This is a genomic window from Bordetella genomosp. 13 (assembly GCF_002119665.1).
Lineage (GTDB): Bacteria > Pseudomonadota > Gammaproteobacteria > Burkholderiales > Burkholderiaceae_B > Bordetella.
On the sequence record NZ_CP021111.1, the window covers coordinates 2,147,336 to 2,168,186 of the forward strand.

Here is a 20,851-nt window from a genome sequence, read left to right on the forward strand (position 1 = left end):
GATTAGACGGCACTGCTGTCGGACTGCTGTACGGCGCGGCGGGTGGCGACGTCTTCGGCCAGGCGCTCGATGAAGGTGTCGAGCGCGATGACGCCAAGATCCAATCCCCCGAGACCGCGTACCGCTACGGTCCCATTCTGCATCTCCTTGTCGCCTACGACGAGGATATACGGAACTTTCTGCAGGCTATGCTCCCTGATTTTACGAGTGATTTTTTCACCGCGCAAATCGGCCTGCACCCTAAAGCCTTGTTTTTTCAGGGTTTGTGTTATTTGTGCCGCATACTCGGCCGAAGGCTCGGATATGCAGCATACAACGGCCTGCTCGGGAGCCAGCCAGGGCGGCATCGCGCCGGCGTGGTTCTCGATCAGCATGCCGATGAAGCGCTCGAGCGACCCCAGGATGGCGCGGTGCAGCATCACGGGCGGCAGGCGCTGGTCGTTCTGGTCCACGTATTCGGCGCCCAGGCGCACGGGCATGGAAAAGTCGACCTGTATCGTGCCGCACTGCCAGTGGCGCCCGATGGCGTCCTTCAGCGTGTACTCGATCTTGGGGCCGTAGAACGCGCCTTCGCCGGGCGAGACCTCGAACTCGCAGCCCGTGCGGCGCAAGCTGTCCATCAGGGCCTGCTCGGCCTTGTCCCAGGTTTCATCGCTGCCGATACGCTTCTCGGGACGGGTGGCCACCTTGTACAGCACTTCATGGAAGCCGAAGTCGCGATACACCTTCTGCAACAAGGCCGTAAAGTTGGCGCACTCTTCCTGCATCTGGTCTTCGGTACAGAAGATGTGGCCGTCGTCCTGCGTGAAGCCGCGCACGCGCATCATGCCATGCAGCGATCCCGAGGGCTCGTTGCGATGGCATTGGCCGAACTCGCCATAACGCAGCGGCAGTTCGCGATACGAGTGCAGGCCCGAATTGAAGATCTGCACGTGGCCCGGGCAGTTCATGGGCTTCAGGCCATACATGCGGTTCTCCGACTCGGTCGTGAACATGTTCTCGCGGTAGTTGTCCCAGTGCCCCGTCTTCTTCCACAGCGACAGGTCGAGGATCTGCGGCGCCTTGACCTCTTGATAGCCATTGTCGCGATAGACGGCGCGCATGTATTGCTCGACCTGCTGCCACAGCGTCCAGCCCTTGGGATGCCAGAAGATCAGACCCGGCGCCTCGTCCTGGAAATGGAACAGGTCGAGGTCTCGGCCGATCTTGCGGTGGTCGCGGCGCTCGGCCTCGGCCAGCATGTTCAGGTAGGCTTCCTGGTCTTCCTTGGTGGCCCAGGCCGTGCCGTAGATGCGCTGAAGCATCTCGTTGTTGCTGTCGCCGCGCCAATAGGCGCCCGCCACCTTCATCAGCTTGAAGACCTTCAGCTTGCCCGTGGACGGCACGTGCGGGCCGCGGCACAGGTCGATGAACTCGCCTTCGCGATACAGGCTGAGGGTTTCATTGGACGGGATCGAGGCGATGATCTCGGCCTTGTAGCGCTCGCCGATGCTCTCGAAGAACTTGACGGCGTCATCGCGCGTCCATTCCTCGCGCGTGACGACCTCGTCCTTGCGAGCCAGCTCGGTCATCTTCTTCTCGATGGCCTCTAGGTCTTCGGGCGTGAAGGGACGCTTGTACGAGAAGTCGTAGTAGAAGCCGTTGTCGATCACGGGGCCGATGGTGACCTGCGCCTCGGGAAACAGTTCTTTCACGGCATAGGCAAGCAAGTGCGCCGTGGAATGCCGGATCAGGTCCAGGCCGTCCGCGTCCTTGGCGGTGACGATGGACAGCCGCGCATCCTGCTCGATGCGAAAGCTGGTGTCGACCAGCCGCGACTCGGTTCCGTCGAGCGTGACACGACCGCCCAGCGCGGCCTTGGCCAGCCCGGTGCCGATGGATTGGGCGACCTCGGCGACCGTGACGGGCCCCGGGTATTGGCGCTGCGAACCATCGGGCAATGTGATTTGAACCATTGGGCACTTCCTGGGTGAGAAACGAAGAACGCGGCCTGGGCCGCGTTCGATCTGATTGCTTGCTGGGCTGCTGTCTGACTCGACACGCTGTACCCGGTTGCGGATTACTGACGCGACATGGGGCGAAAGAATCCGGTGGTAGTTCGTACGGGCATCAGCATGGCAAAGAGGGAGGTCTTCGTGAAGACAACGGATGTTCGGGCAGTGCGGACACATGGCGGGAACACGGCTGTCGCAGATTGCAGTGATTGTAGCACTTCATCGGGTATCGCCGATTGATTGCCCGACACGTGGATGCCTGACTTCATTCGGTCTGATTTTCACGACCACTTCAGCCCTGAGGCGCCAAAAACGTAACATATAGTTACTCAGTTCGTTATCGCAGGTCGCATGTTTTCGCCGTCCAGTCGTTCGTGTCGCCTCACTCATGACCCAACCTCACCCGTTTGCCACCCACACGCCATCTCCCCGCCTGTCAGACGGCGACAGCACTGCGTCGGTGGGCCGTCGCTATATGCTGCTATCGCGTCCCAGCCACCGTGTGCGGGTGGCCATCCTCGACGACCACCCGGTCACCGCCATGGGCCTGGCCACCTTCCTGCGCAGCAACGCCGACCTTGACGTCATCCATGCCGAGACCTCGGCCGAGAAGCTCGTCGCCAGTCTCAGGCAAGTGCCGTGCGACGTCGCGGTGGTCGACTACTACCTGCCCGACGATCCCTGGGACGGCATGGATTTCATCCGCAGGCTGCGCCGCCAGCACCCGGCCATGGCCATCATCACGTTCTCGGCGGGCCGGGTGCAGGACACCCAGTTCGCGGCCTACCGCGCCGGCGCCAACGGGTACCTGTCCAAGACCGCGCCGCCGTCCGCCGTGCCCGACATCATCCGGGCCGCCATCGCCGATCCTCGCAACTTCTACGTCTGTTCCTACGGCCGCATCCATCGCACCGAGCCGCAGCATCCCGATGCCCAGCTGACGGCCGCGGAAACCGAGATCCTGCGGCACATCGCGCTGGGATTTTCCGTCACCCAGGTCGCCAGCCGCCTGCTGCGCAGCAAGAAAACGGTCAGCACCCACAAACGCCGCGCCATGCGCAAGCTGGGCCTGGCCGACGACCTGGCCCTGGCGCTATACCTGAAAGAGAAGTTCACCCGCAACGTCGCAGGATAGACCCATGCCGACCCGCTGCCTTGACACTCTCTTCGACGATGGATTGCTGGACCTGCCGCGGCTACGCGTCCTGTGCCCCGATCCAGCCCAGATGCGCAGATTGCTGACCATGGCGGTGGAACACATGCGGGTCGACCATCAGCATGTGCAGCACGCCTTGCTGCGCGGAGATCCGCTGGCGGCCGCCCAGCGGCTGCATCACATCCAGGGCGCGGTGTGCATGCTTTGCGTCACCGGACATCCATTGGTCGAACAGCTCGATGACGCGCGCGCCGCATTGCTGGATGACCCGCATGGACGACGGGCGGCACAGGCCCTGCAGCACGTGCAGTCAGGCCTGCAGCGACTGGATGCGCAGTTGCACGCGGCGCTGCAGGCTTTGCAGGTCTGATTGCTGAGACGCGGCGGCCTGGCCGGGTCCGATCCGCCCGCCGCACGCGGGTGCGGCAGACGCCACCCACTATTGCTTGCGCCCTTCCTCCAGCGCGGCCAGGTATGACCGAATGGGCGCCACTGCCTGTGCGGAGCACGCCACGTAGCCGTCCGGCCTCACCAGGATCATCGCATCGGCATGCAGCGGACCACGCGGCGGCGCATGCAGCAAGGCCGGATACTGGGCGATCAACTCCGCGACGTCCTGCGACGGCGCTGCGTGCAGCGCGAAGCGCGGCGCCCCCGGATGGGAATCCCTGGCGTCCTGCCGCGGCGTCACACGCTCGCCCGGCTTGGGACTGACGCCAGGCGCGGCCGGGCCATTCAACGGGCTTTCCGGATAGGCAATGGCCACCTCGGACATGGTGTCGGCGAACTTGCGCTGCACGGGCCGCAGGCCCAGCATGACGTGTCCCACCAGATTGCGGACGTGCTGAGCCAGAGGATTCTTCATCGTGCCGACCTCGGTCAGCCGCTCCGCGGTCTTCAGCACCTCGTCCCCCACGGCGCTGCGCTCGTGCGTATAGCTGTCGAGCAGTTGATCGCCGCAGGCGCCGTGGATCACCATGGCAAGCTTCCATGACAGATTGAAGGCGTCCTGCATGCCGGTGTTCATGCCCTGGCCCCCCGCGGGGCTATGGACGTGCGCCGCATCGCCCGCCAGGAAGACGCGCCCCGAACGGTATCCCGCGACCTTGCGGCCGTTGATGCGGAACCCCGCCAGCCATATGGGATCGCTCACCTTCGTGCCCGGCGGACCCCTTCGGTCGATCATGGCCTGAACCTGATCGAGCGTGGGCACGGGTGGCTGCGGGGCGCCGGACGACGGCAGATCGGCCAGCAATCGATACCGGCCAGGCCGAATAGGAAAGATCACGAAGACCCCATCGCGATGCCAGTAGACCGATGCCTCGCTATCGGGGCATGGATAGCCGCTCATGTGCACGTCGGCCAGCATCCAGTCGCTGTCCATGGTCTTGCCGGCAAAAGGCACGCCCAGCGTATGGCGCACGATGCTGTGCGCTCCATCGCAACCCACCAGCCATTCGGCTACCGCGATCTCCGCGCGGCCATCGGGATGGCGCAAAGCAGCCGTGATTCCGGCCACGCCGGCCTGATACTCCGTCATTTCCACGCCGCGCTCGACGTGGATGCCGAGGCTGGCGAGCCGCTCTTCCAGCAGCCGCTCGGTGTCGCTCTGCGGCAGCATCAGCGCATAAGCATAGGGCGTGTCGACGTGCTCCATGCTGACGCGGCCGATGCGCTGATCGCCGCTGATGAAGTCCACCGCCAGGACCTTGTGGCCCGCCTCGACGAAGGGCGCGGCGCCGTTGGCGCCACGATCCAGCAGCTCCAGCGTGCGGCTCCATAACACCAGGGCCTTCGACTTGTCGGTACGCTGCCCGGCCTTGTCGATGATGCGCAAGGGAATGCCGAAGCGCGCCAGTTCGCACGCCATGGTGAGCCCCACGGGGCCGGCGCCGACCACGAGTACTCTACCTGCCATGTCACGCTCCAGAATCGCGAAGAAAAGGGAGTCGTTCCGGTTATAGATCGGTTGAGCGGGGGTGTAAATCGGTCGGCTGCATGGCGCGGCGAGAATGCCCGAGGCGCTGGCGGGACCCGCAACCGGAAAACAAAAAAGCCGCCAATCCATCTGGATTTTGCGGCTTTTTGCTTTGATGCTTGACGCGTTTACTGCTTAATTCGCGTTTACTGCTTAATTCACAACTGCCGAACAACCCATTGGAACACGCGGGTGCACAGCAATTGCAGCTGATTCGGTTGGTAGGCGGTATTGGAATCGAACCAACGACCTCTACGATGTCAACGTAGCGCTCTAACCATCTGAGCTAACCGCCTGCAGAGAAAAAAGATTATATATGCGTCTGGTCAGTTGTGCAAATCGGCATCGGCCTGGCGGACGGCATCCGCGAATGCGCGTATGCGAGCCGCTGACTTCACGCCCGGGCCCTCTTCCACGCCGCTGCTGACGTCCACCGCCCACGGGCGCACGTCGCGCACCGCGTGAGCCACGTTGTCGGGCGTTAGGCCGCCGGCCAACACCACCGGACGCGCCGCCGCGGCCGCCTGCACCGGGGCCAGCAGCGCCCTGTCGAATGCCAGGCCGCTGCCGCCATAGCCCGCGCTGTAGCTGTCGTACAGCCAACCTGCCGCATCGCCATATTGCGCACAGTGCGCGGCCAGCGCCGCGGCGCTTTCAAGGCCGGGCGCCCCGACCCGGAACGCACGCAGGTAGCGTCGTGCATGGAGGCGGCATTCTTCCGGAGACTCGTCGCCATGGAACTGCAGCAGATCGGGGCCGACTTCGTCCAGGATCGCGCGCATGTCGGCATGCGAGGCGTTGACCGTGAGAGCCACCACGTCGACGAACGCGGGCACGCGGCGCCGCAGTTCGGCGGCGCGCGCCGGAGCGAGATAGCGCTTGCTGCCTGGGTAGAACACGAAGCCGACGGCATCGGCGCCGGCCTGGATGGCGGCCTCTAGGTCCGCCTCGCGTGTCAGGCCGCAGATCTTGATTCGGGTGCGCATGAAAAACAAAGAATGGCAGGCGATGGATTCGATTCCCTGCCAGTGTAAGGCATGGCCCCTCAGCGGCGCGGCGGCAGCGTGCCCATGAACGCGTCATAGCTGCCTTCGGCCAGCCGCAGCCATGGAGTTTCGGCGTCACGAAACGCGACCATGCTGTCGTACAGCTGCGCGAACAGAGGATCGGCGGCAGCCAGCTCGGCATAGAGCGCCAACGCCTCCTGGTAGCACGCATCCATCACGGCCTTCGGAAAGGCCTTCAGTTGCGTACCTTGGGAGACCAGTCGACGCAATGCGGCCGGGTTCTCGACGTCGTAACGCGCGACCATGTCGGCGCCCGCCGTTGCGCAGGCCTGCGTCAGCACCGACTGGTAGCGCCTGGGCAGCGCGTCGTGGGCCGCGCGATTCACGTACAGCGATATCTGCAGCGTGCCCTCCCACCAGCCCGGGAAGTAGTAATTGCGTGCTGCGTGGTGCAGCCCCAGCGTCTCGTCGTCATACGGTCCTATCCATTCGGCCGCATCGAGGCTGCCGGCTTCCAGAGCCGCACGTATGCCTTCCGGCTCGGTGTGCTGCGCCAGAACGCCCAATCGCTTCAACACCGCGCCCGCGAACGCGCCGGTCCGGAACTTCAGGCCCTTCAGATTCTCGACTGACTTGATTTCGTAGCGGAACCAGCCGCCCATCTGCGTGCCGGTATAGCCGCATGGGAAGTTGAGCACGCCGTACCGGTCGAACACCTTGCGCGTGAGTTCGAGGCCGTCGCCGGCGCGCATCCATGCGCTCATCTGGCGCGTGTTCAGCCCGAACGGCACCGCGCCGTCGAAGCACAGTGCCGGGTCCTTGTCGTAGTAGTGGCACGAAGCCGAATGACCGCAGTCGGCGACACCTTGCTGGACGGCGTCCAGCACGCCTTGCGCCGGCGCGATCTCGCCAGGCGCGTGGATGTGGATCGTGAAACCGCCATCGGTCGCCTCGCTGACGTAGCGGGCCATCTGATCTGCGGCGCCGGATATCATTTGCGCCGTGCGGGGAAAGCCCGATGCGCAGCGCCATTGCACGACCGGAGCATCCTGCGCAATGACGGGCGCGGCAAGGGCGGCGCCGGCGGCGCCCAGCGAGGCGTGGCGAAGAAACGATCGGCGTTGCATGCAGTCTCTCCGGTGCAGGAAGATTATGCAGGTGCGGCGCCCGATACGTCGTCAGGCGTCGCGCGGCAGCCGGATCGGCGGCCGCTCTCCTCCTCGATGATATCCGGAACCTCCCGAAGCGATCAGGCCACGCGGTACGCGAGGGATCGCTCAGGCAACATCAGCCGATGAAAGGCGCGAGCTGCGTTACGCCAGGATCCTGCCGCGGCAGGCCGAATTCGGCGGGATATTCGATATCCGCCAGATACAGGCCATCCGGCGCGAAGGTGGGCGCGCCCAACCGGCGGTCGCGCGCGCGCAGCAGCTCGCCCAGCCACTCGACGGGCTCGCGGCCCTGCCCCACCTGCAGCAATGCGCCGATGAGGTTGCGCACCATGTGGTGCAGGAAGGCATTGGCCCGCAGCGTGAACACGACGAACGGGCCTCGTTCGTCGATGTCCAGGCGATGCAGCGTGCGCACCGGATGGCGCGCCTGGCATTGCGACGAGCGGAAACTGGAGAAGTCGTGTTCACCGATCAAGGCCTGCGCGGCGGCACGCATGGCGTCCACGTCCAGCGCCTGGAAACACCAGCCGGCGCGTCCCGTCCACAGCGCCGGACGGACACGCCCGCGCCACAGCACGTACACATAAGTGCGCGAGCGCGCCGAGAAGCGCGCATGGAAAGTGTCGGACATGGACTGCGCCCACTGCACCGAAATGCTGGGAGGCAGGAATGCATTGACGCCGCGCACCCACGATTCATCCCGCCGGCTGAGGTCGGTATCCAGGTGCACCACCTGCGACGCCGCATGCACGCCGGTATCGGTACGGCCCGCGCAGATCGTGGGCACCGGACGATGCGTGCCGCTGAAAGCGCCCAGCGCGGCTTCGAGGCTGTCCTGCACGGTCTGGCCGTGAGGCTGTGTCTGCCAGCCCTGCCAGGCCGATCCGTCGTAGGCCAGGCCCAGGGCGATGCGTGGCATGGCTCAGGCGCGACGGCCGGGCGGGGGCTCGTCGGTGGGCGGGTGATTCAGGTCCAAGTCGATGGCGTCGAGCTTGCGGCTGAACGCACGGCTGTCGAACGGCGGAGGATCGCCATAGTCGACGGCCTCGACCTCGTCGCTGCGGCGCGCGCCAGCCCGGCGCAGCATCCACGCGACGATGAACACCAGCAGGGCCAGCACCGCGGTGACCACGGCCAGCAGGTTGTCGGCCAGCCAGGATGGCATGCCGTCCTTGGCCTGGCTGTCCGCCGACGTGCCCGCCTCCGTGGCGGTCTGCCCGGGCTGGGGATTGCCTGCCGAACCCGGGGCGGCGCTTCCTGCCGCGGGCGCCGAGCCAGTTGCCGGATTGCCGCCCGAGGTGCCGGCGGGAGCGCCGGAGGCTTGTCCGCCGGCAGGCCCGCTGGCCGCCGGCGCCGCGGCGCCCGGAGCCGGCGATGCGGCGCCGGAGTCGGAGCCGCCGCTGCCTGCGGCGGCGCTGGCGGGCGCGGCGCCCGACGCCGCGCCGGTCGAAGCGGCGCCACCGGCCGCCGCTCCGCTACCGGCCGCCGCTCCGCTACCGGCCGCCGTCCCTCCGCCTGCCGGACCGCCTGCGGCGGCACCACCGGCCGCAGAGCCCGCACTGCCCGCGGCGCTGCCGCCAGGCGCTGCGCCTTCCGGTGCGGCGCCGCCGGATGCTCCGCTGGCTGCATTGGTACTGGATTGTCCCGTCGGTCCCGAGCCTCCGGATGCGCTTGTACCCGCCCCGCCAGCGGCCTGCGTGCCACCGGGTTGTTCACTTGTCGTCGGCGCCGCCGATCCCTGACCCGTTCCAGCACCTGATCCTGATGCTGTGGCTGGGCCCGAGCCGCCCACGGCGGCGCGACCGCCCTGCTGCGCACCTGCCGCACCTCGCAAGGCATCCACGTTGGACTGCAGCGTGTCGACGCGCTGTCGCGCATCGTCGATGGCGCGTTCGTCGGACGTTCGCGCGTCCGCGGACGCGTCGGAGCCCGCCGCGCCCTGGGCGGCGCTTGCATTGGATAGACGCAGGCGGTCCCGGGCGGCGGGCTGCACCGACGCCTGCCCGCCGTTGGCGCGTTCTACTTGTCCGGAGGCGCCATCCGCGCCGGCCGCCGGTGCGACGTCCTGGCCGACGGCGCCCAGGCGGCCCCGGTATCGCTCGTACGCGGCGACGTGCTCGAGAAAGATGCGTCGCGCCTCGGCGGGATCGATGGCGCGCACGGTGGCGGCGTCGGGAATCTTCAGCGATTCGCCGGCGCGCACCAGATTCATGTTGTTCTGGATGAAGGCCTGCGGATTGGCCTGCCACAGCGCGGCCAGCATCTGGTAAAGCGAAGCGTCGGCCACCGCATGCCGGACCGCAATGCCGGACAAGGTCTGGCCCGAGCGCACCGTGATCTCCTGCACGCCGCGGGACGTGGACGCCGCCGGCTGGCCGACGGACGCCCGCCGCACGCCGGCAGCCGCGTCGCGCGCGGGCACCAGCAGCGTGACCTGCATCTGCCGCTGCCCCGCGCTGGAGCGCAGCTCGAGCAGCAGGTCGACGGTTTCGGTGGTGATGGGCTGCGTGGCGCGGATGCGAAGCATGCGGGAATCGGGCTGCGTGCCCTCGACGCTGACCCGCGTATCGGCCAACGGGGCCGGCGGCTGCAGGCCGGCGCGCTGCCACGCGGCCGCATCGGCCAACTGCACCTGCAGAGTGGCGGCCTCATCGGCCGACAGTTCCAGCAGCGGTATCTCGATCTGCATCGGCGCGCCCGGCGCGGAGACGACGCGCGCGTGCCCCGCACGCGCGGCCTGCGCGTCCACGCATGCGCCCGCGCCAATGGCCAGCGCGACGGCCAGGCCGAGCGCCTTGTTACGGGGAGCGTGATGCAAGCCGCGCGGGTGCGAAGTCATGAGCCGGGATTCCCTGTCTGCTTTTCGTGATCGTCGGATACGGCATGGGTGCGCTGCCGGAAAACGCAGCCCGAAAGTGTAAAGGCATCGGACATGACGTTCAAACCTGCAATCCCGTTGTCATGCGGAATCGCCGCGCACAAGGCGCGAGAGCACCCTCGGGTGCTCTCGGAAACCATAGGCTGGCGAGGGCCGCCCCGGCCGCGCCGGAAGATCATGGCAGCCGGAACGCCCTGCTGGTCCGCCTGGCGTCAGGCCTCGGCCAACGCGATGCGCAGCATGCGGCGCAGCGGCTCGGCCGCGCCCCACAGCAGCTGATCGCCGACCGTGAAGGCGCCCAGGTACTCGGGACCCATTGCCAGCTTGCGCAGGCGACCCACGGGGATATCCAGCGTGCCGGTGACCGCCACGGGGGTGAGCGCCTTGACCGTGTCTTCCTTCGTGTTGGGAATGACCTTGGCCCACTGGGTGCCCTGCGCGATGAGGTCGTTGATCTCGTCCAGCGGCACGTCGCGCTTGAGCTTGATGGTGAGCGCCTGGCTGTGGCAGCGCATGGCGCCGATACGCACGCACAGGCCGTCGATCGGGGTGGCGGGCGTGCCGAAGGCTTCGCCGCGCCCCAGGATCTTGTTGGTCTCGGCGCCGGCCTTCCATTCTTCGCGCGACACGCCGTTGCCCAGGTCCTTGTCGATCCAGGGAATGAGGTTGCCGCCCAGCGGAACGCCGAAGTGCTCACGCGGCAGCGAGTCGTCCTGCTGCGCGGCGAGGATGCCGCGGTCGATTTCCAGGATGGCCGACGCCGGGTCGTCGAGCAGCGGACGCACGGCCTGATTCAGGATGCCGAACTGCGTGAGCAGTTCGCGCATGTGCTGCGCCCCGCCGCCCGAGGCGGCCTGATACGTCATGGAGGTCATCCAGTCGACCAGGTCGTTGTTGAACAGGCCGGCGAGACCCATCAGCATGCAGCTGACGGTGCAGTTGCCGCCGATGAAATTGCGCACGCCGCGCTTGAGGGCGGCGTCGATGACCGGACGGTTGACCGGATCGAGCACGATGATGGCGTCGTCGGCCATGCGCAGGGTGCTGGCGGCGTCGATCCAGATGCCCTGCCAGCCCGATTTGCGCAGGCGACCGTAGACCTCGGAGGTGTAGTCGCCGCCCTGGGCGGTGACGATGATGGGCAGTTTCTTGAGCGCTTCGATGTCGTAGGCGTCTTGCAACGGGCCCGCGCCGTCGGCCCACGAGGGGGCGGCGCCGCCAGCGTTGCTGGTGGAGAAGAACACGGGTTCGATCAGGGCGAAGTCGTTTTCGTCGCGCATGCGCTGCATGAGAACCGAACCGACCATGCCGCGCCAACCGACGAGGCCTACTGCTTGCGTCATCTTGAAGAGCTCGAAAGTAAGTATGTGAAAAGAGAGGGGATTTCTGCCAATTTATCAGAATGTGCGCGCCGCTGCCGAAGGCGGCGGCGAATCGGGCGGGCGGTGTTGCGCAAGCAACACCGCGGCGCCGATGTGAGACCGGGCTTTAAAGAGCCTTCAGCACGGCGTCGCCCATCTGCTCGGTCGACACCTTCGTCGTGCCTTCCTCGTAGATGTCGGCGGTGCGCAGACCCGACGCCAGCACCTTGCGCACGGCGGCCTCGATACGGTCGGCCTGCGCGGCCTGTTCCAGCGAATAGCGCAGCAGCATGGCGGCCGACAGAATGGTGGCCAGCGGGTTGGCGATGCCCTTGCCGGCGATGTCGGGGGCCGAACCGTGGCTGGGCTCGTACAGCCCCTGGCCGGTGGAGTTCAGCGATGCCGACGGCAGCATGCCGATGGAGCCGGTCAGCATGGCGGCCTCGTCGGACAAGATGTCGCCGAACAGGTTGCCCGTGACGATCACGTCGAAATTGCGCGGGGCGCGCACCAGCTGCATGGCGGCATTGTCCACGTACATGTGCGACAGCTCGACGTCCGGGTATTCGCGGCTGACTTCGATGACCAGGTCGCGCCAGAACTGCGAGGTCTCCAGCACATTGGCCTTGTCGACGCTGCACAGCTTCTTGCTGCGCTTGCGCGCGGCCTCGAACCCGATGCGCGCGATGCGCCGCACCTCGGTCTCGGCATAGCGCATGGTGTCGTAGCCCTCGCGCTCGCCGGCGAACGCGCCGTCGGAGGCCGTGCGCACGCCGCGCGGCGTGCCGAAGTAGATGTCGCCGGTCAGTTCGCGGATGATCAGCAGGTCGAGGCCCGACACGATCTCGGGCTTGAGCGACGAGGCGCTGGCCAGCTCGGGATAAAGAATGGCCGGACGCAGGTTCGCGAACAGGCCCATCGCCTTGCGCAGGCCGAGGATGGCCTGCTCGGGCCGGAACTCGCGAGGCAGGCTGTCGTACTTCCAGTCGCCCACCGCGCCGAACAGCACGGCATGCGATTGCTTGGCGAGTTCGAGCGTGGCGGGCGGCAGGGGATGCTCGAACTGGTCGTACGCGGCGCCGCCCACCGGGGCCTGGCGCAGTTCCAGCGGCAGGCCCAGCGCGCCCAGCACGCGCACGGCCTGCTCGACGATTTCAGGCCCGATGCCATCGCCGGGCAGCACTGCAATTTGATGCGTCATGAATAAATCCTGTTCGTCTGACGAAGGCCGCGGATGCTGGAATCCCACCGCGCCTTCGGCTTGCTGCTCCGGAAGGAGCCGTTTTGTCTTCGGACGGCCCCACGGCAGGACATGCCGCCGGGCCGCATGCGTTACACGCCTGCGCGGCCTTCCAGCCAGGGATGCCGCGCCAGGCGCTCGGCTTCGAACGCGCGGATCTTGTCGGCGTGGCGCAGCGTCAGGCCGATGTCGTCGAAACCGTTCAGCAGGCAGTACTTGCGGAACTCGTCGATGTCGAACGACATCTCGCGGCCATCGGCGGCAATCACTACCTGACGGTCCAGGTCGATGCGCAGCTTGTAGCCCGGGAACGCCTTGACCTCGTCGAAGAGGCGCGCCACCTCGAACTCGGACAGCACGATGGGCAGCAGCCCGTTCTTGAAGCTGTTGTTGAAAAAGATGTCGGCATACGACGGCGCGATGATGGCGCGAAAGCCATACTGCGTCAGCGCCCACGGCGCGTGCTCGCGGCTCGATCCGCAGCCGAAGTTCTTGCGGGCCAGCAGCACCGAGGCGCCCTGGTAGCGAGGCTGGTTCAGCACGAAATCCGGGTTGAGCGGACGCTTGCTGTTGTCCATGCCGGGCTCGCCATGGTCGAGATAGCGCAGTTCGTCGAACAGGTTCGGGCCAAAGCCCGTGCGCTGGATCGACTTGAGAAACTGCTTCGGGATGATCAGGTCGGTGTCGACGTTCTCGCGATCGAGCGGGGCCACCAGGCCTTCGTGTTGGGTGAATGCTTGCATGGATCGGACTCTCAGCGGAACGAACGGACGTCGACGAAATGGCCTGCCACGGCGGCGGCCGCGGCCATGGCCGGACTGACCAGGTGCGTACGACCGCCCTGCCCCTGCCGGCCCTCGAAGTTGCGGTTCGACGTCGAGGCGCAGCGTTCTTCGGGTTCGAGACGATCGGCGTTCATGGCCAGGCACATCGAGCAGCCGGGCTCGCGCCATTCGAAGCCCGCCTCGATGAAGATCTTGTCGAGGCCTTCGCGCTCGGCCTGCTGCTTGACCAGCCCCGAGCCGGGCACCACCATGGCCTGCTTGACGTTGGACGCCACGCGCTTGCCGCGGGCCACGACGGCGGCCGCGCGCAGGTCTTCGATGCGCGAATTGGTACACGAGCCGATGAACACGCGGTCGACGCGGATGTCCGTCAGCGGCGTATTGGGCTTCAGGCCCATGTACTGCAGCGCGCGCTCCATGCCGCTGCGGCGGACCTCGTCCTTCTCGCGGTCGGGATCCGGCACCCGCGCATCGACGGGCAGCACCATTTCAGGCGAGGTGCCCCAGGTGATCTGCGGCGTGATGGTGCGAGCATCGATCTCGACCACACGGTCGAACCTGGCGCCCTCGTCGCTGCGCAGGGTGCGCCAGTACGAAACGGCCTGGTCCCACAGCACGCCGGTGGGCGAGAAGGGACGTCCGCGGAAGTACTCGATAGTTTTTTCGTCGACCGCGACCATGCCCGAGCGCGCACCGGCTTCGATGGCCATGTTGCACACCGTCATGCGGCCTTCGATGGACAGCGAGCGGATGGTGCTGCCGGCGAACTCGATGGCATGGCCCGTACCGCCGGCCGTACCGATCACGCCGATGATGTGCAGCACGACGTCCTTGGCCGTACAGCCGAAGGGCAGCTCGCCTTCGACCTTGATGAGCATGCTCTTGGCCTTCTTCATCAGCAAAGTCTGCGTGGCCAGGGTGTGCTCGACCTCGGAGGTGCCGATGCCGAAAGCCAGGGCGCCCATCGCGCCGTGGGTGCTGGTGTGCGAGTCGCCGCACACGACCGTCATGCCCGGCAGCGTGGCGCCCTGCTCGGGTCCGATGACGTGCACGATGCCCTGACGCAGGTCGTTCATGCGGAATTCGGTGATGCCGTACTTGTCGCAGTTGGCATCCAGGGTGTCGACCTGCAGCTTGGAGATCGGATCGTCGATGCCGCCCGCGCGGTTGAGCGTCGGCACGTTGTGGTCGGCCACGGCCAGGTTCGCGCTGGTGCGCCATGGCTTGCGCCCGGCAAGCGCCAGGCCCTCGAAGGCCTGCGGACTGGTGACTTCATGCAGCAGGTGACGGTCGATATACAGCAGACAGGTGCCGTCGGATTCCTGGTGGACGACGTGGGCGTCCCAGAGTTTGTCGTAAAGGGTTTGGGCCATGGAAGCGCTCTGCGAGTGAACGGTCCGCCTTGTGCCTGCGGGCGCTGGCGTACGCCATTGCCGGTGCAGACAACCGCGGCATCACTGAATTATGCCCAGCCGCTGAACCTAGTACAACGTAACCATGGATACTAGTACTTCAAGTACCCCCATGAGGGTCGCGCGGCATCCTGCCGCGCCGGGCACAACATGATGCCCCGGCGCGCCGCGCATGCGCCGATCAGCGTGCGGCGCCGCTCTTGGACTGGTCGTAAAGCGGCAGCACGCGTTGCGACGCGCTCTGCAGTTCGGCCATGCGGGTGTCGGCCGAGGGGTGCGTGGACAGGAACTCCGGCGGCGCATTGCCCGATTGCGCCGCGCCCATCTTCTGCCACAGGGTGATCGCGGCACGGGGGTCGTAGCCTGCCCGAGCGGCCAGCTCCACGCCCATGCGGTCGGCCTCGGTCTCGTGGGTGCGGCTGTTGGGCAAGGTGAACATCACTTCGGTCAACCGCCCGCCCAGGTCGGTGACGCTGGGCGTGCCCAGGGCGATGGACAACACCTGCAGCCCCATGCTGGTGGCCATCTGCTGCGACACGCGCTCGCGCGCATGCTCGCGCAGCGCATGCGCGATCTCGTGCCCCATCACGGCGGCCAGCTCGGCATCGGTCGGCTGTATCTTCGACAGCAGACCCGTGTTGACCGCGATCTTGCCGCCCGGCATGCACCAGGCATTGATCTCGTCGGTGGACAGCACGTGGACTTCCCATGCCCATTGGGCAGCGTCGGGCCGGAACGCGCCGACCTGGGCAATCAGCTTGCGCGCGATGCCGTCGACCCTGGCCACCTGGGCCGGATCGCGATCAAGCAGATTCTTCGCACGGGCCTGCTCGAGTATCTGGCTGTACTGCTTGCCGGCCTCCTGCTCGAGCGCCTGCTCGGAGACCAGGCTGGACATGTACTGTTTGCGGTCGACCCCGACCGCGCCGGACTGCGTCGTGTTGACCGAGGCGCAGCCCGCCGTGGCCGCCAGGCCGGCGGCCGCCAAAATCCACTGTATCCGTCTCCAAGCGCGCATCGTCGCCTCCGTATATGCGTGGGTTCTGCATGAAGCGGGGACATCCGACAGCACCCCGCGTACCAATGAAGCCGTAGGCCGGCGGATGCGGCGTATCAGCCGCACTGGCCTCGATGGCGCAGCGCGTGGTCGATAAGCACCAGCGCCAGCAGGGCCTCGGCAATGGGCGTGGCGCGGATGCCCACGCAAGGATCGTGACGGCCCAGGGTCTGCACCATGACGGGATCGCCCGCCCGGTTCACCGAGCGGCGTTCGACCCGGATGCTGGACGTGGGCTTGATGGCGAGCGACACCGTGATGGGCTGCCCGGTGGAAATGCCGCCCAGCACGCCGCCCGCGTGGTTGGTGACGAAACCCTCGGGCGTGATTTCGTCGCCATGCTCGGAGCCGCGCTGCGCGACGCAGTCGAAGCCCGCGCCGATGGAGACGCCCTTGACGGCGTTCAAGCCCATCATCGCGTGGGCGATGTCGGCGTCGAGCCTGTCGTACAGCGGTTCGCCCCAGCCCGCGGGCAGCGACTCGGCCACGACTTCGATGCGCGCGCCCACCGAATCGCCATCGCGGCGCAACTGGTCCATGTAGGCCTCGAGCTCGGGCACGATGGCGGCATTCGGCGCGTAGAAAGGATTGGCCGGCACGTCGTCCCAGGCGACGAACGGAATGGAAATGGGACCGAGCTGGCTCATGTAGCCGCGCACCACGGTGCCGTGCTGGCTGGCGAGCCATTTCTTGGCGATGGCGCCGGCGGCCACGGTGGGCGCGGTAAGCCGCGCCGAGGACCGGCCGCCGCCGCGCGGATCGCGCAGACCGTACTTGCGCCAGTAGGCATAATCGGCGTGGCCCGGTCGGAAGGTGTCGGCAATGGCCGAATAGTCTTTGCTGCGCGCGTCGGTATTGCGGATGAGCAGCCCGATGGGGGTGCCCGTGGTGACGCCTTCGTACACGCCCGACAGGATTTCCACCTGGTCGGCCTCTTGCCGCTGCGTGACGTGGCGCGAGGTACCGGGCCGGCGGCGGTCGAGTTCGAGCTGGATGTCCTCGGCGGCGAGCGGCATTCCGGGAGGACAGCCGTCGACTACGCAGCCGATGGCCGGGCCATGCGATTCGCCGAAATTCGTGACGCGGAACAGAGTGCCTAGGGTATTGCCGGACATGGGTGCAGGGGGATTCGAGGCTGAAGCGAGCCTCGATTATGACATCGACGCCGCGAGATCCCGGATGTCCTGCGCCGGACTGGGCCGACCCAGCAGGAAACCCTGCATCAGATGGCAGCCCAGCGCATCCAGTATCTTGCGCTGCCCGGCGGTTTCCACGCCTTCGGCCACCACGGTCAGGCCCAGGGCCCGGCACATCACCAGCACGGACAGCACCACGTCGCGGCTGACCGCGTCGGTCTCGATGTCGGCGATGAAGCCGCGGTCCAGCTTGACCCAGTCCAGCGGCAGCTTGCGCAAATGCGTCAGGCTGGAATAGCCCACCCCGAAATCGTCCAGCGCCACGCCGATGCCGCGCGCGCGCAGGCTGTTCATGGTGGCGACGTGACGGTCGTATTGCGAGATGAACAGCGATTCGGTGATCTCCAGCACCAGCCTGTTGGGCGGCAGGCGGCTGGCCGCCAGCGCATGATTGACCTGCACCGGCAGCGCTGCGGAGTACATCTGCCGCACCGAAAGGTTGACGTGCAGTTGCCAGGAACCCGGCCAGTCCGCGGCGTGCGAACAGGCGGTCTCGAGCACCCACGCGCCCAGCGGCACGATCAGGCCGGTGCGTTCGGCCAGTTCGATGACCAACGCGGGAGATATCTCGCCCTGCGTGGGATGGCGCCAGCGCAACAGCGCCTCGCACCCCTTGATGGTGGCCGTGGGACTGTCCCACAGCGGCTGGAAGAAGACCTCGAACTGCTCCATCGACGAGGACGCCAGCGCCACGCGCAGGTCGTGCTCGAGCCCGCGGAAGTGGCGCTGGCGCTCGAGCATCGCGGGCTCGAACATGGTCCATGCGGATTCGCTGTCTTCCTCGACGTGCAGCATGGCCAGCAGCAGGCTGCGCTCGAGTTCCTCGATGCTGCTGCCGTGGTCGGGATACAGGGCCACCGCCAGCCTGAACTCGACCAGCAGCGGCTGGCCGTGCATCTCGTACGGCCATGAAAGCTGCTCGATGATGTGCGGCGCCAGCTCGCGGGCGGCCCAGCGGTCGGTGTCCGACGCCCACACCAGGAAGGAATACGAGGCGTAGCGCGCCACCAGGCAATCGGGCGCGACGTGCCGAAGCCGATCGGCCACCATCGCCTGCAACGCCTTGTTGTCGGCGATGTCCAGCATGGCGCTGAGTTCGGCGTGATGCACCACCTGGATCAGGAACATGGCGCCCGGCTGCTCGCGGCCCCGCTGCAGGGAGGGCTGGATGCGGCGATGCAATGCGTCGACCGTCAGGGCGCCGGTGAGGCTGTCGCGTGCCATGCGTCGGCGCAGCACGAGTTCCCTGCACAGGAACAGGACACAGATGACGAGCAACAGCAATGCTGATACGCCCCTCTGTCCGACCAGGTCACTCCAACCCACGAAGACCCCTTTGATGAATCTCGCGCCGATGGAGGGCGCGGACTGTCTTGCGATTAGCCAATAGCACTCGCACCCGCCGGGTGCAGCCGAATTATCTCCGATTTGGTTACGTCCAAATGGCACATTTATCAAATGTTTTCCATTTACTTCTCCGCGCTACCCGTGCCGCGACGCGTTCACACGGCTCGGTACGCGCGTCAAGACGAGCAGCTGACCTCGATCCCGGCAGCCCAATCGGGAGGCAGGGAGGCGTATGCTTCGCGACCCGCCTGAGCCACATACGGGTTCCGCAGCAGTTGGAGCAAAGTGTCGATCTCGCCCGGATCTCCCTGCTGCGCGGCCCGTATGGCCTGCTCGGCCAAGTGGTTGCGCAATACATACAGGGGGTTGACGCGGTCCATGGCCTGGGCGCGCGCCTCGGGCGGCATGTCATCGGCGGCGTGGCGCGCCTGCAGGCGCGTCAGCCATTCGCCGGCGGCGGCGCGGTCGATGAAGAGATCGAGGAACGGCTGCGTCTCGCCCCGCACGGCCAGCGCCAGCCGGCGGAATGCCAGGGTGAAGTCGGCACGGCCGTTGTGCATCAGACGCAACAGATCGTCCAGCAGTCCTTCGTCGTCGGACCGCCACTGCTGGATGCCGACTTTGGCGGCCAGGCGCTGTTGGAAGGCCTGCGTGAACACCGTTTCATAGCCGTCCAGCACGCCGCGCAGCGCCTCGGCGTCCGCCCCCAGGGCGTGGAATGCGCCGGCCAGCCGGTACAGGTTCCATAAGCCCACCGACGGCTGGCGATTCCAGGCATACCGCCCTTCTGTGTCAGTGTGATTGCAGATGTGGCCGAGCTGGAACGTGTCCATGAAGCCATAAGGACCGTAATCCAGCGTCAGGCCGAGGATGGACATGTTGTCGGTGTTCATCACGCCGTGGCAGAAGCCGACGGACTGCCAGTCGGCCATCAGGCGCGCGGTGCGCCGCGTCACCTCGTCCAGCAGCGCCAGCAGCGCCCCGTGCTCGCCTTGCGCGTCGCGGCATTCGGGGTAATGACGGTCGATGACGTAATCGGCCAGTGTCTGCAGCATGTCGGTCTGGCGCAACGATGCCCAATGCTCGAACGAGCCGAACCGGACGAAGCTTGGAGACATGCGGGTGACGATGGCGGCGGTCTCGACGGTTTCCCGCAACACGGGGTCATCGGAAACCACCAGGGCCAGCGCGCGCGTGGTGGGAATGCCCAGCCCCGCCATGGCTTCGCCCGCCAGATACTCGCGCACCGAAGACCGCAGCACGGCGCGGCCGTCACCCATGCGCGAGTATGGCGTGCGGCCGGCGCCCTTCAGCTGCAGCTCCCAGTTGCCCCGCGGACCGCGCACTTCGCCCAGCAGATGCGCGCGCCCATCGCCGAGCTGGCCAGCCCAGACGCCGAACTGGTGTCCGCTGTAGACGGCCGCCAGCGTGTCGCCGCCGGGCAGCGGCGCCATGCCCGACGCCACCGCCAGGAATTCCGGAGTGTGCAGCACGGCCGGATCCAGGCCAATCAGGGCAGCGGCTTCGGCATTGGCATGCAGCAGGCGCGGCTCGGTCAAGGGCCGCGGCGCCAGGCGGGTGTAGAAGGCCGAAGGCAGCGCGGCAAAGGAATTGTCGGTCTGGAGGTCGTGCAGAGTACGGGCACAAGGGCCGGGGGTGTGCGGATCGGAACGGCTGAAAGTGGTCATTGGACTGCCTTCGCCCGGAGGGCAACGATAAGGACACCCGCGGCATGAGCGCCTTCGGACGGCCGGGCGACACAGGTGATGGCGGCCTCCGCCCTGCGGGCTGCGGCATGAGCGTCTTCGGACGGCCGGGCGACGCGTATCGTGGCGGCCTCCGCCCTGCGGGCTGCGGCATGAGCGTCTTCGGACGGCCGGGCGACGCTCATGCTTCCGCCCTTCGGGCTGCGCGCTTGGCGGGGCGCACGTAGCAGATGGCGGCGAGGAAGAATGTGGCCGACAGCGCGATCTCGACGACGGCCAGGGCGGCCGAGGCGGGTTGCGGGTCGGACATGGCGCGGACCACTCCCTCCATCAGGTACAGCAGCGACAGCATGGACGCCCACTGGTAGGTATATACGTCGCCGCGCAGTACGCCGCGCAGGGGGAAGGCCAGCGGCAGGGCCTTCAGGAACAGCCACGATCCGCCGGGGCGTATCGGTGCCAGGAAGAGTTCCCAGGCCACGCACAGCAGCAACAGGGCCACCAGCGCGACCGATGCCACACGGCGTAGGGTCGGGTTCAATGCGACAGTCATGCTGCTATT

At 66.8% G+C, this 20,851-nt stretch carries 17 protein-coding genes and 1 tRNA gene; 2 read left to right on the plus strand and 16 right to left on the minus strand.

Features of this window, described 5'->3' with window-relative positions:
* Nucleotides 1-2: 2 nt before the first annotated feature.
* Nucleotides 3-1,955: a threonine--tRNA ligase gene (thrS, locus tag CAL15_RS09715; protein ID WP_086078404.1), complete on the minus strand. Its 1,953-nt coding sequence runs from the start codon at nucleotides 1,953-1,955 to the stop codon at nucleotides 3-5.
* 427 nt (nucleotides 1,956-2,382) lie between these two features.
* Between thrS and CAL15_RS09720 the strand changes: the two genes are divergently transcribed.
* Together CAL15_RS09720 and CAL15_RS09725 are read left to right on the plus strand one after the other, a co-directional pair.
* Nucleotides 2,383-3,129, plus strand: a complete 747-nt coding sequence (locus CAL15_RS09720) for a response regulator transcription factor (protein ID WP_086078405.1) — start codon at nucleotides 2,383-2,385, stop codon at nucleotides 3,127-3,129.
* A 4-nt stretch (nucleotides 3,130-3,133) separates the two neighbouring features.
* Nucleotides 3,134-3,520 (plus strand): hypothetical protein, encoded by a 387-nt coding sequence (locus tag CAL15_RS09725; RefSeq protein ID WP_086078406.1) that lies wholly within the window; start codon nucleotides 3,134-3,136, stop codon nucleotides 3,518-3,520.
* Between the two features lie 69 nt (nucleotides 3,521-3,589).
* Here CAL15_RS09725 and CAL15_RS09730 read toward each other — a convergent pair whose 3' ends face one another.
* The 15 genes from CAL15_RS09730 to CAL15_RS09800 all read right to left on the minus strand — a co-directional run bounded on the left by CAL15_RS09730 (nucleotide 3,590) and on the right by CAL15_RS09800 (nucleotide 20,842).
* On the minus strand, nucleotides 3,590-5,068 hold the full coding sequence (locus CAL15_RS09730; protein WP_086078407.1) for an FAD-dependent monooxygenase: 1,479 nt from the start codon (nucleotides 5,066-5,068) through the stop codon (nucleotides 3,590-3,592).
* 279 nt (nucleotides 5,069-5,347) lie between these two features.
* Nucleotides 5,348-5,424: transfer RNA gene (locus CAL15_RS09735), tRNA-Val, on the minus strand.
* Between the two features lie 30 nt (nucleotides 5,425-5,454).
* Nucleotides 5,455-6,114: a phosphoribosylanthranilate isomerase gene (locus tag CAL15_RS09740; RefSeq protein ID WP_086078408.1), complete on the minus strand. Its 660-nt coding sequence runs from the start codon at nucleotides 6,112-6,114 to the stop codon at nucleotides 5,455-5,457.
* 59 nt (nucleotides 6,115-6,173) lie between these two features.
* Nucleotides 6,174-7,262, minus strand: coding sequence for a TRAP transporter substrate-binding protein (locus CAL15_RS09745; protein ID WP_086078409.1), 1,089 nt, complete (start codon nucleotides 7,260-7,262; stop codon nucleotides 6,174-6,176).
* 160 nt (nucleotides 7,263-7,422) lie between these two features.
* Nucleotides 7,423-8,226 carry a tRNA pseudouridine(38-40) synthase TruA gene (gene truA / locus CAL15_RS09750; protein ID WP_086078410.1) on the minus strand — a complete coding sequence of 268 codons (804 nt, stop codon included), beginning with the start codon at nucleotides 8,224-8,226 and terminating at the stop codon, nucleotides 7,423-7,425.
* Nucleotides 8,227-8,229: 3 nt separating this feature from the next.
* The gene (locus CAL15_RS09755) at nucleotides 8,230-10,146 is read right to left on the minus strand and encodes a type IV pilus assembly protein FimV (RefSeq protein ID WP_086078411.1); all 1,917 of its coding nucleotides are present in this window, start codon (nucleotides 10,144-10,146) and stop codon (nucleotides 8,230-8,232) included.
* A gap of 251 nt (nucleotides 10,147-10,397) precedes the next feature.
* Nucleotides 10,398-11,528, minus strand: coding sequence for an aspartate-semialdehyde dehydrogenase (gene asd, locus CAL15_RS09760; protein WP_086078412.1), 1,131 nt, complete (start codon nucleotides 11,526-11,528; stop codon nucleotides 10,398-10,400).
* Nucleotides 11,529-11,673: 145 nt separating this feature from the next.
* Nucleotides 11,674-12,747: a 3-isopropylmalate dehydrogenase gene (gene leuB / locus CAL15_RS09765; RefSeq protein ID WP_086078413.1), complete on the minus strand. Its 1,074-nt coding sequence runs from the start codon at nucleotides 12,745-12,747 to the stop codon at nucleotides 11,674-11,676.
* 131 nt (nucleotides 12,748-12,878) lie between these two features.
* The gene (leuD, locus tag CAL15_RS09770) at nucleotides 12,879-13,529 is read right to left on the minus strand and encodes a 3-isopropylmalate dehydratase small subunit (protein WP_086078414.1); all 651 of its coding nucleotides are present in this window, start codon (nucleotides 13,527-13,529) and stop codon (nucleotides 12,879-12,881) included.
* Nucleotides 13,530-13,540: 11 nt separating this feature from the next.
* Nucleotides 13,541-14,944, minus strand: a complete 1,404-nt coding sequence (gene leuC / locus CAL15_RS09775; RefSeq protein WP_086078415.1) for a 3-isopropylmalate dehydratase large subunit — start codon at nucleotides 14,942-14,944, stop codon at nucleotides 13,541-13,543.
* A 220-nt stretch (nucleotides 14,945-15,164) separates the two neighbouring features.
* On the minus strand, nucleotides 15,165-16,001 hold the full coding sequence (locus CAL15_RS09780; protein ID WP_086078416.1) for a M48 family metallopeptidase: 837 nt from the start codon (nucleotides 15,999-16,001) through the stop codon (nucleotides 15,165-15,167).
* A gap of 95 nt (nucleotides 16,002-16,096) precedes the next feature.
* Entirely contained in the window at nucleotides 16,097-17,155 is a 1,059-nt protein-coding gene (gene aroC, locus CAL15_RS09785) for a chorismate synthase (RefSeq protein ID WP_086078417.1), read from the minus strand.
* Between the two features lie 36 nt (nucleotides 17,156-17,191).
* Nucleotides 17,192-18,562 carry a putative bifunctional diguanylate cyclase/phosphodiesterase gene (locus tag CAL15_RS09790; protein ID WP_420042542.1) on the minus strand — a complete coding sequence of 457 codons (1,371 nt, stop codon included), beginning with the start codon at nucleotides 18,560-18,562 and terminating at the stop codon, nucleotides 17,192-17,194.
* Between the two features lie 197 nt (nucleotides 18,563-18,759).
* Nucleotides 18,760-20,271, minus strand: a complete 1,512-nt coding sequence (locus CAL15_RS09795; RefSeq protein WP_086078418.1) for a protein adenylyltransferase SelO — start codon at nucleotides 20,269-20,271, stop codon at nucleotides 18,760-18,762.
* 199 nt (nucleotides 20,272-20,470) lie between these two features.
* Nucleotides 20,471-20,842 (minus strand): DUF2069 domain-containing protein, encoded by a 372-nt coding sequence (locus tag CAL15_RS09800; RefSeq protein WP_086078419.1) that lies wholly within the window; start codon nucleotides 20,840-20,842, stop codon nucleotides 20,471-20,473.
* Nucleotides 20,843-20,851: the final 9 nt, after the last annotated feature.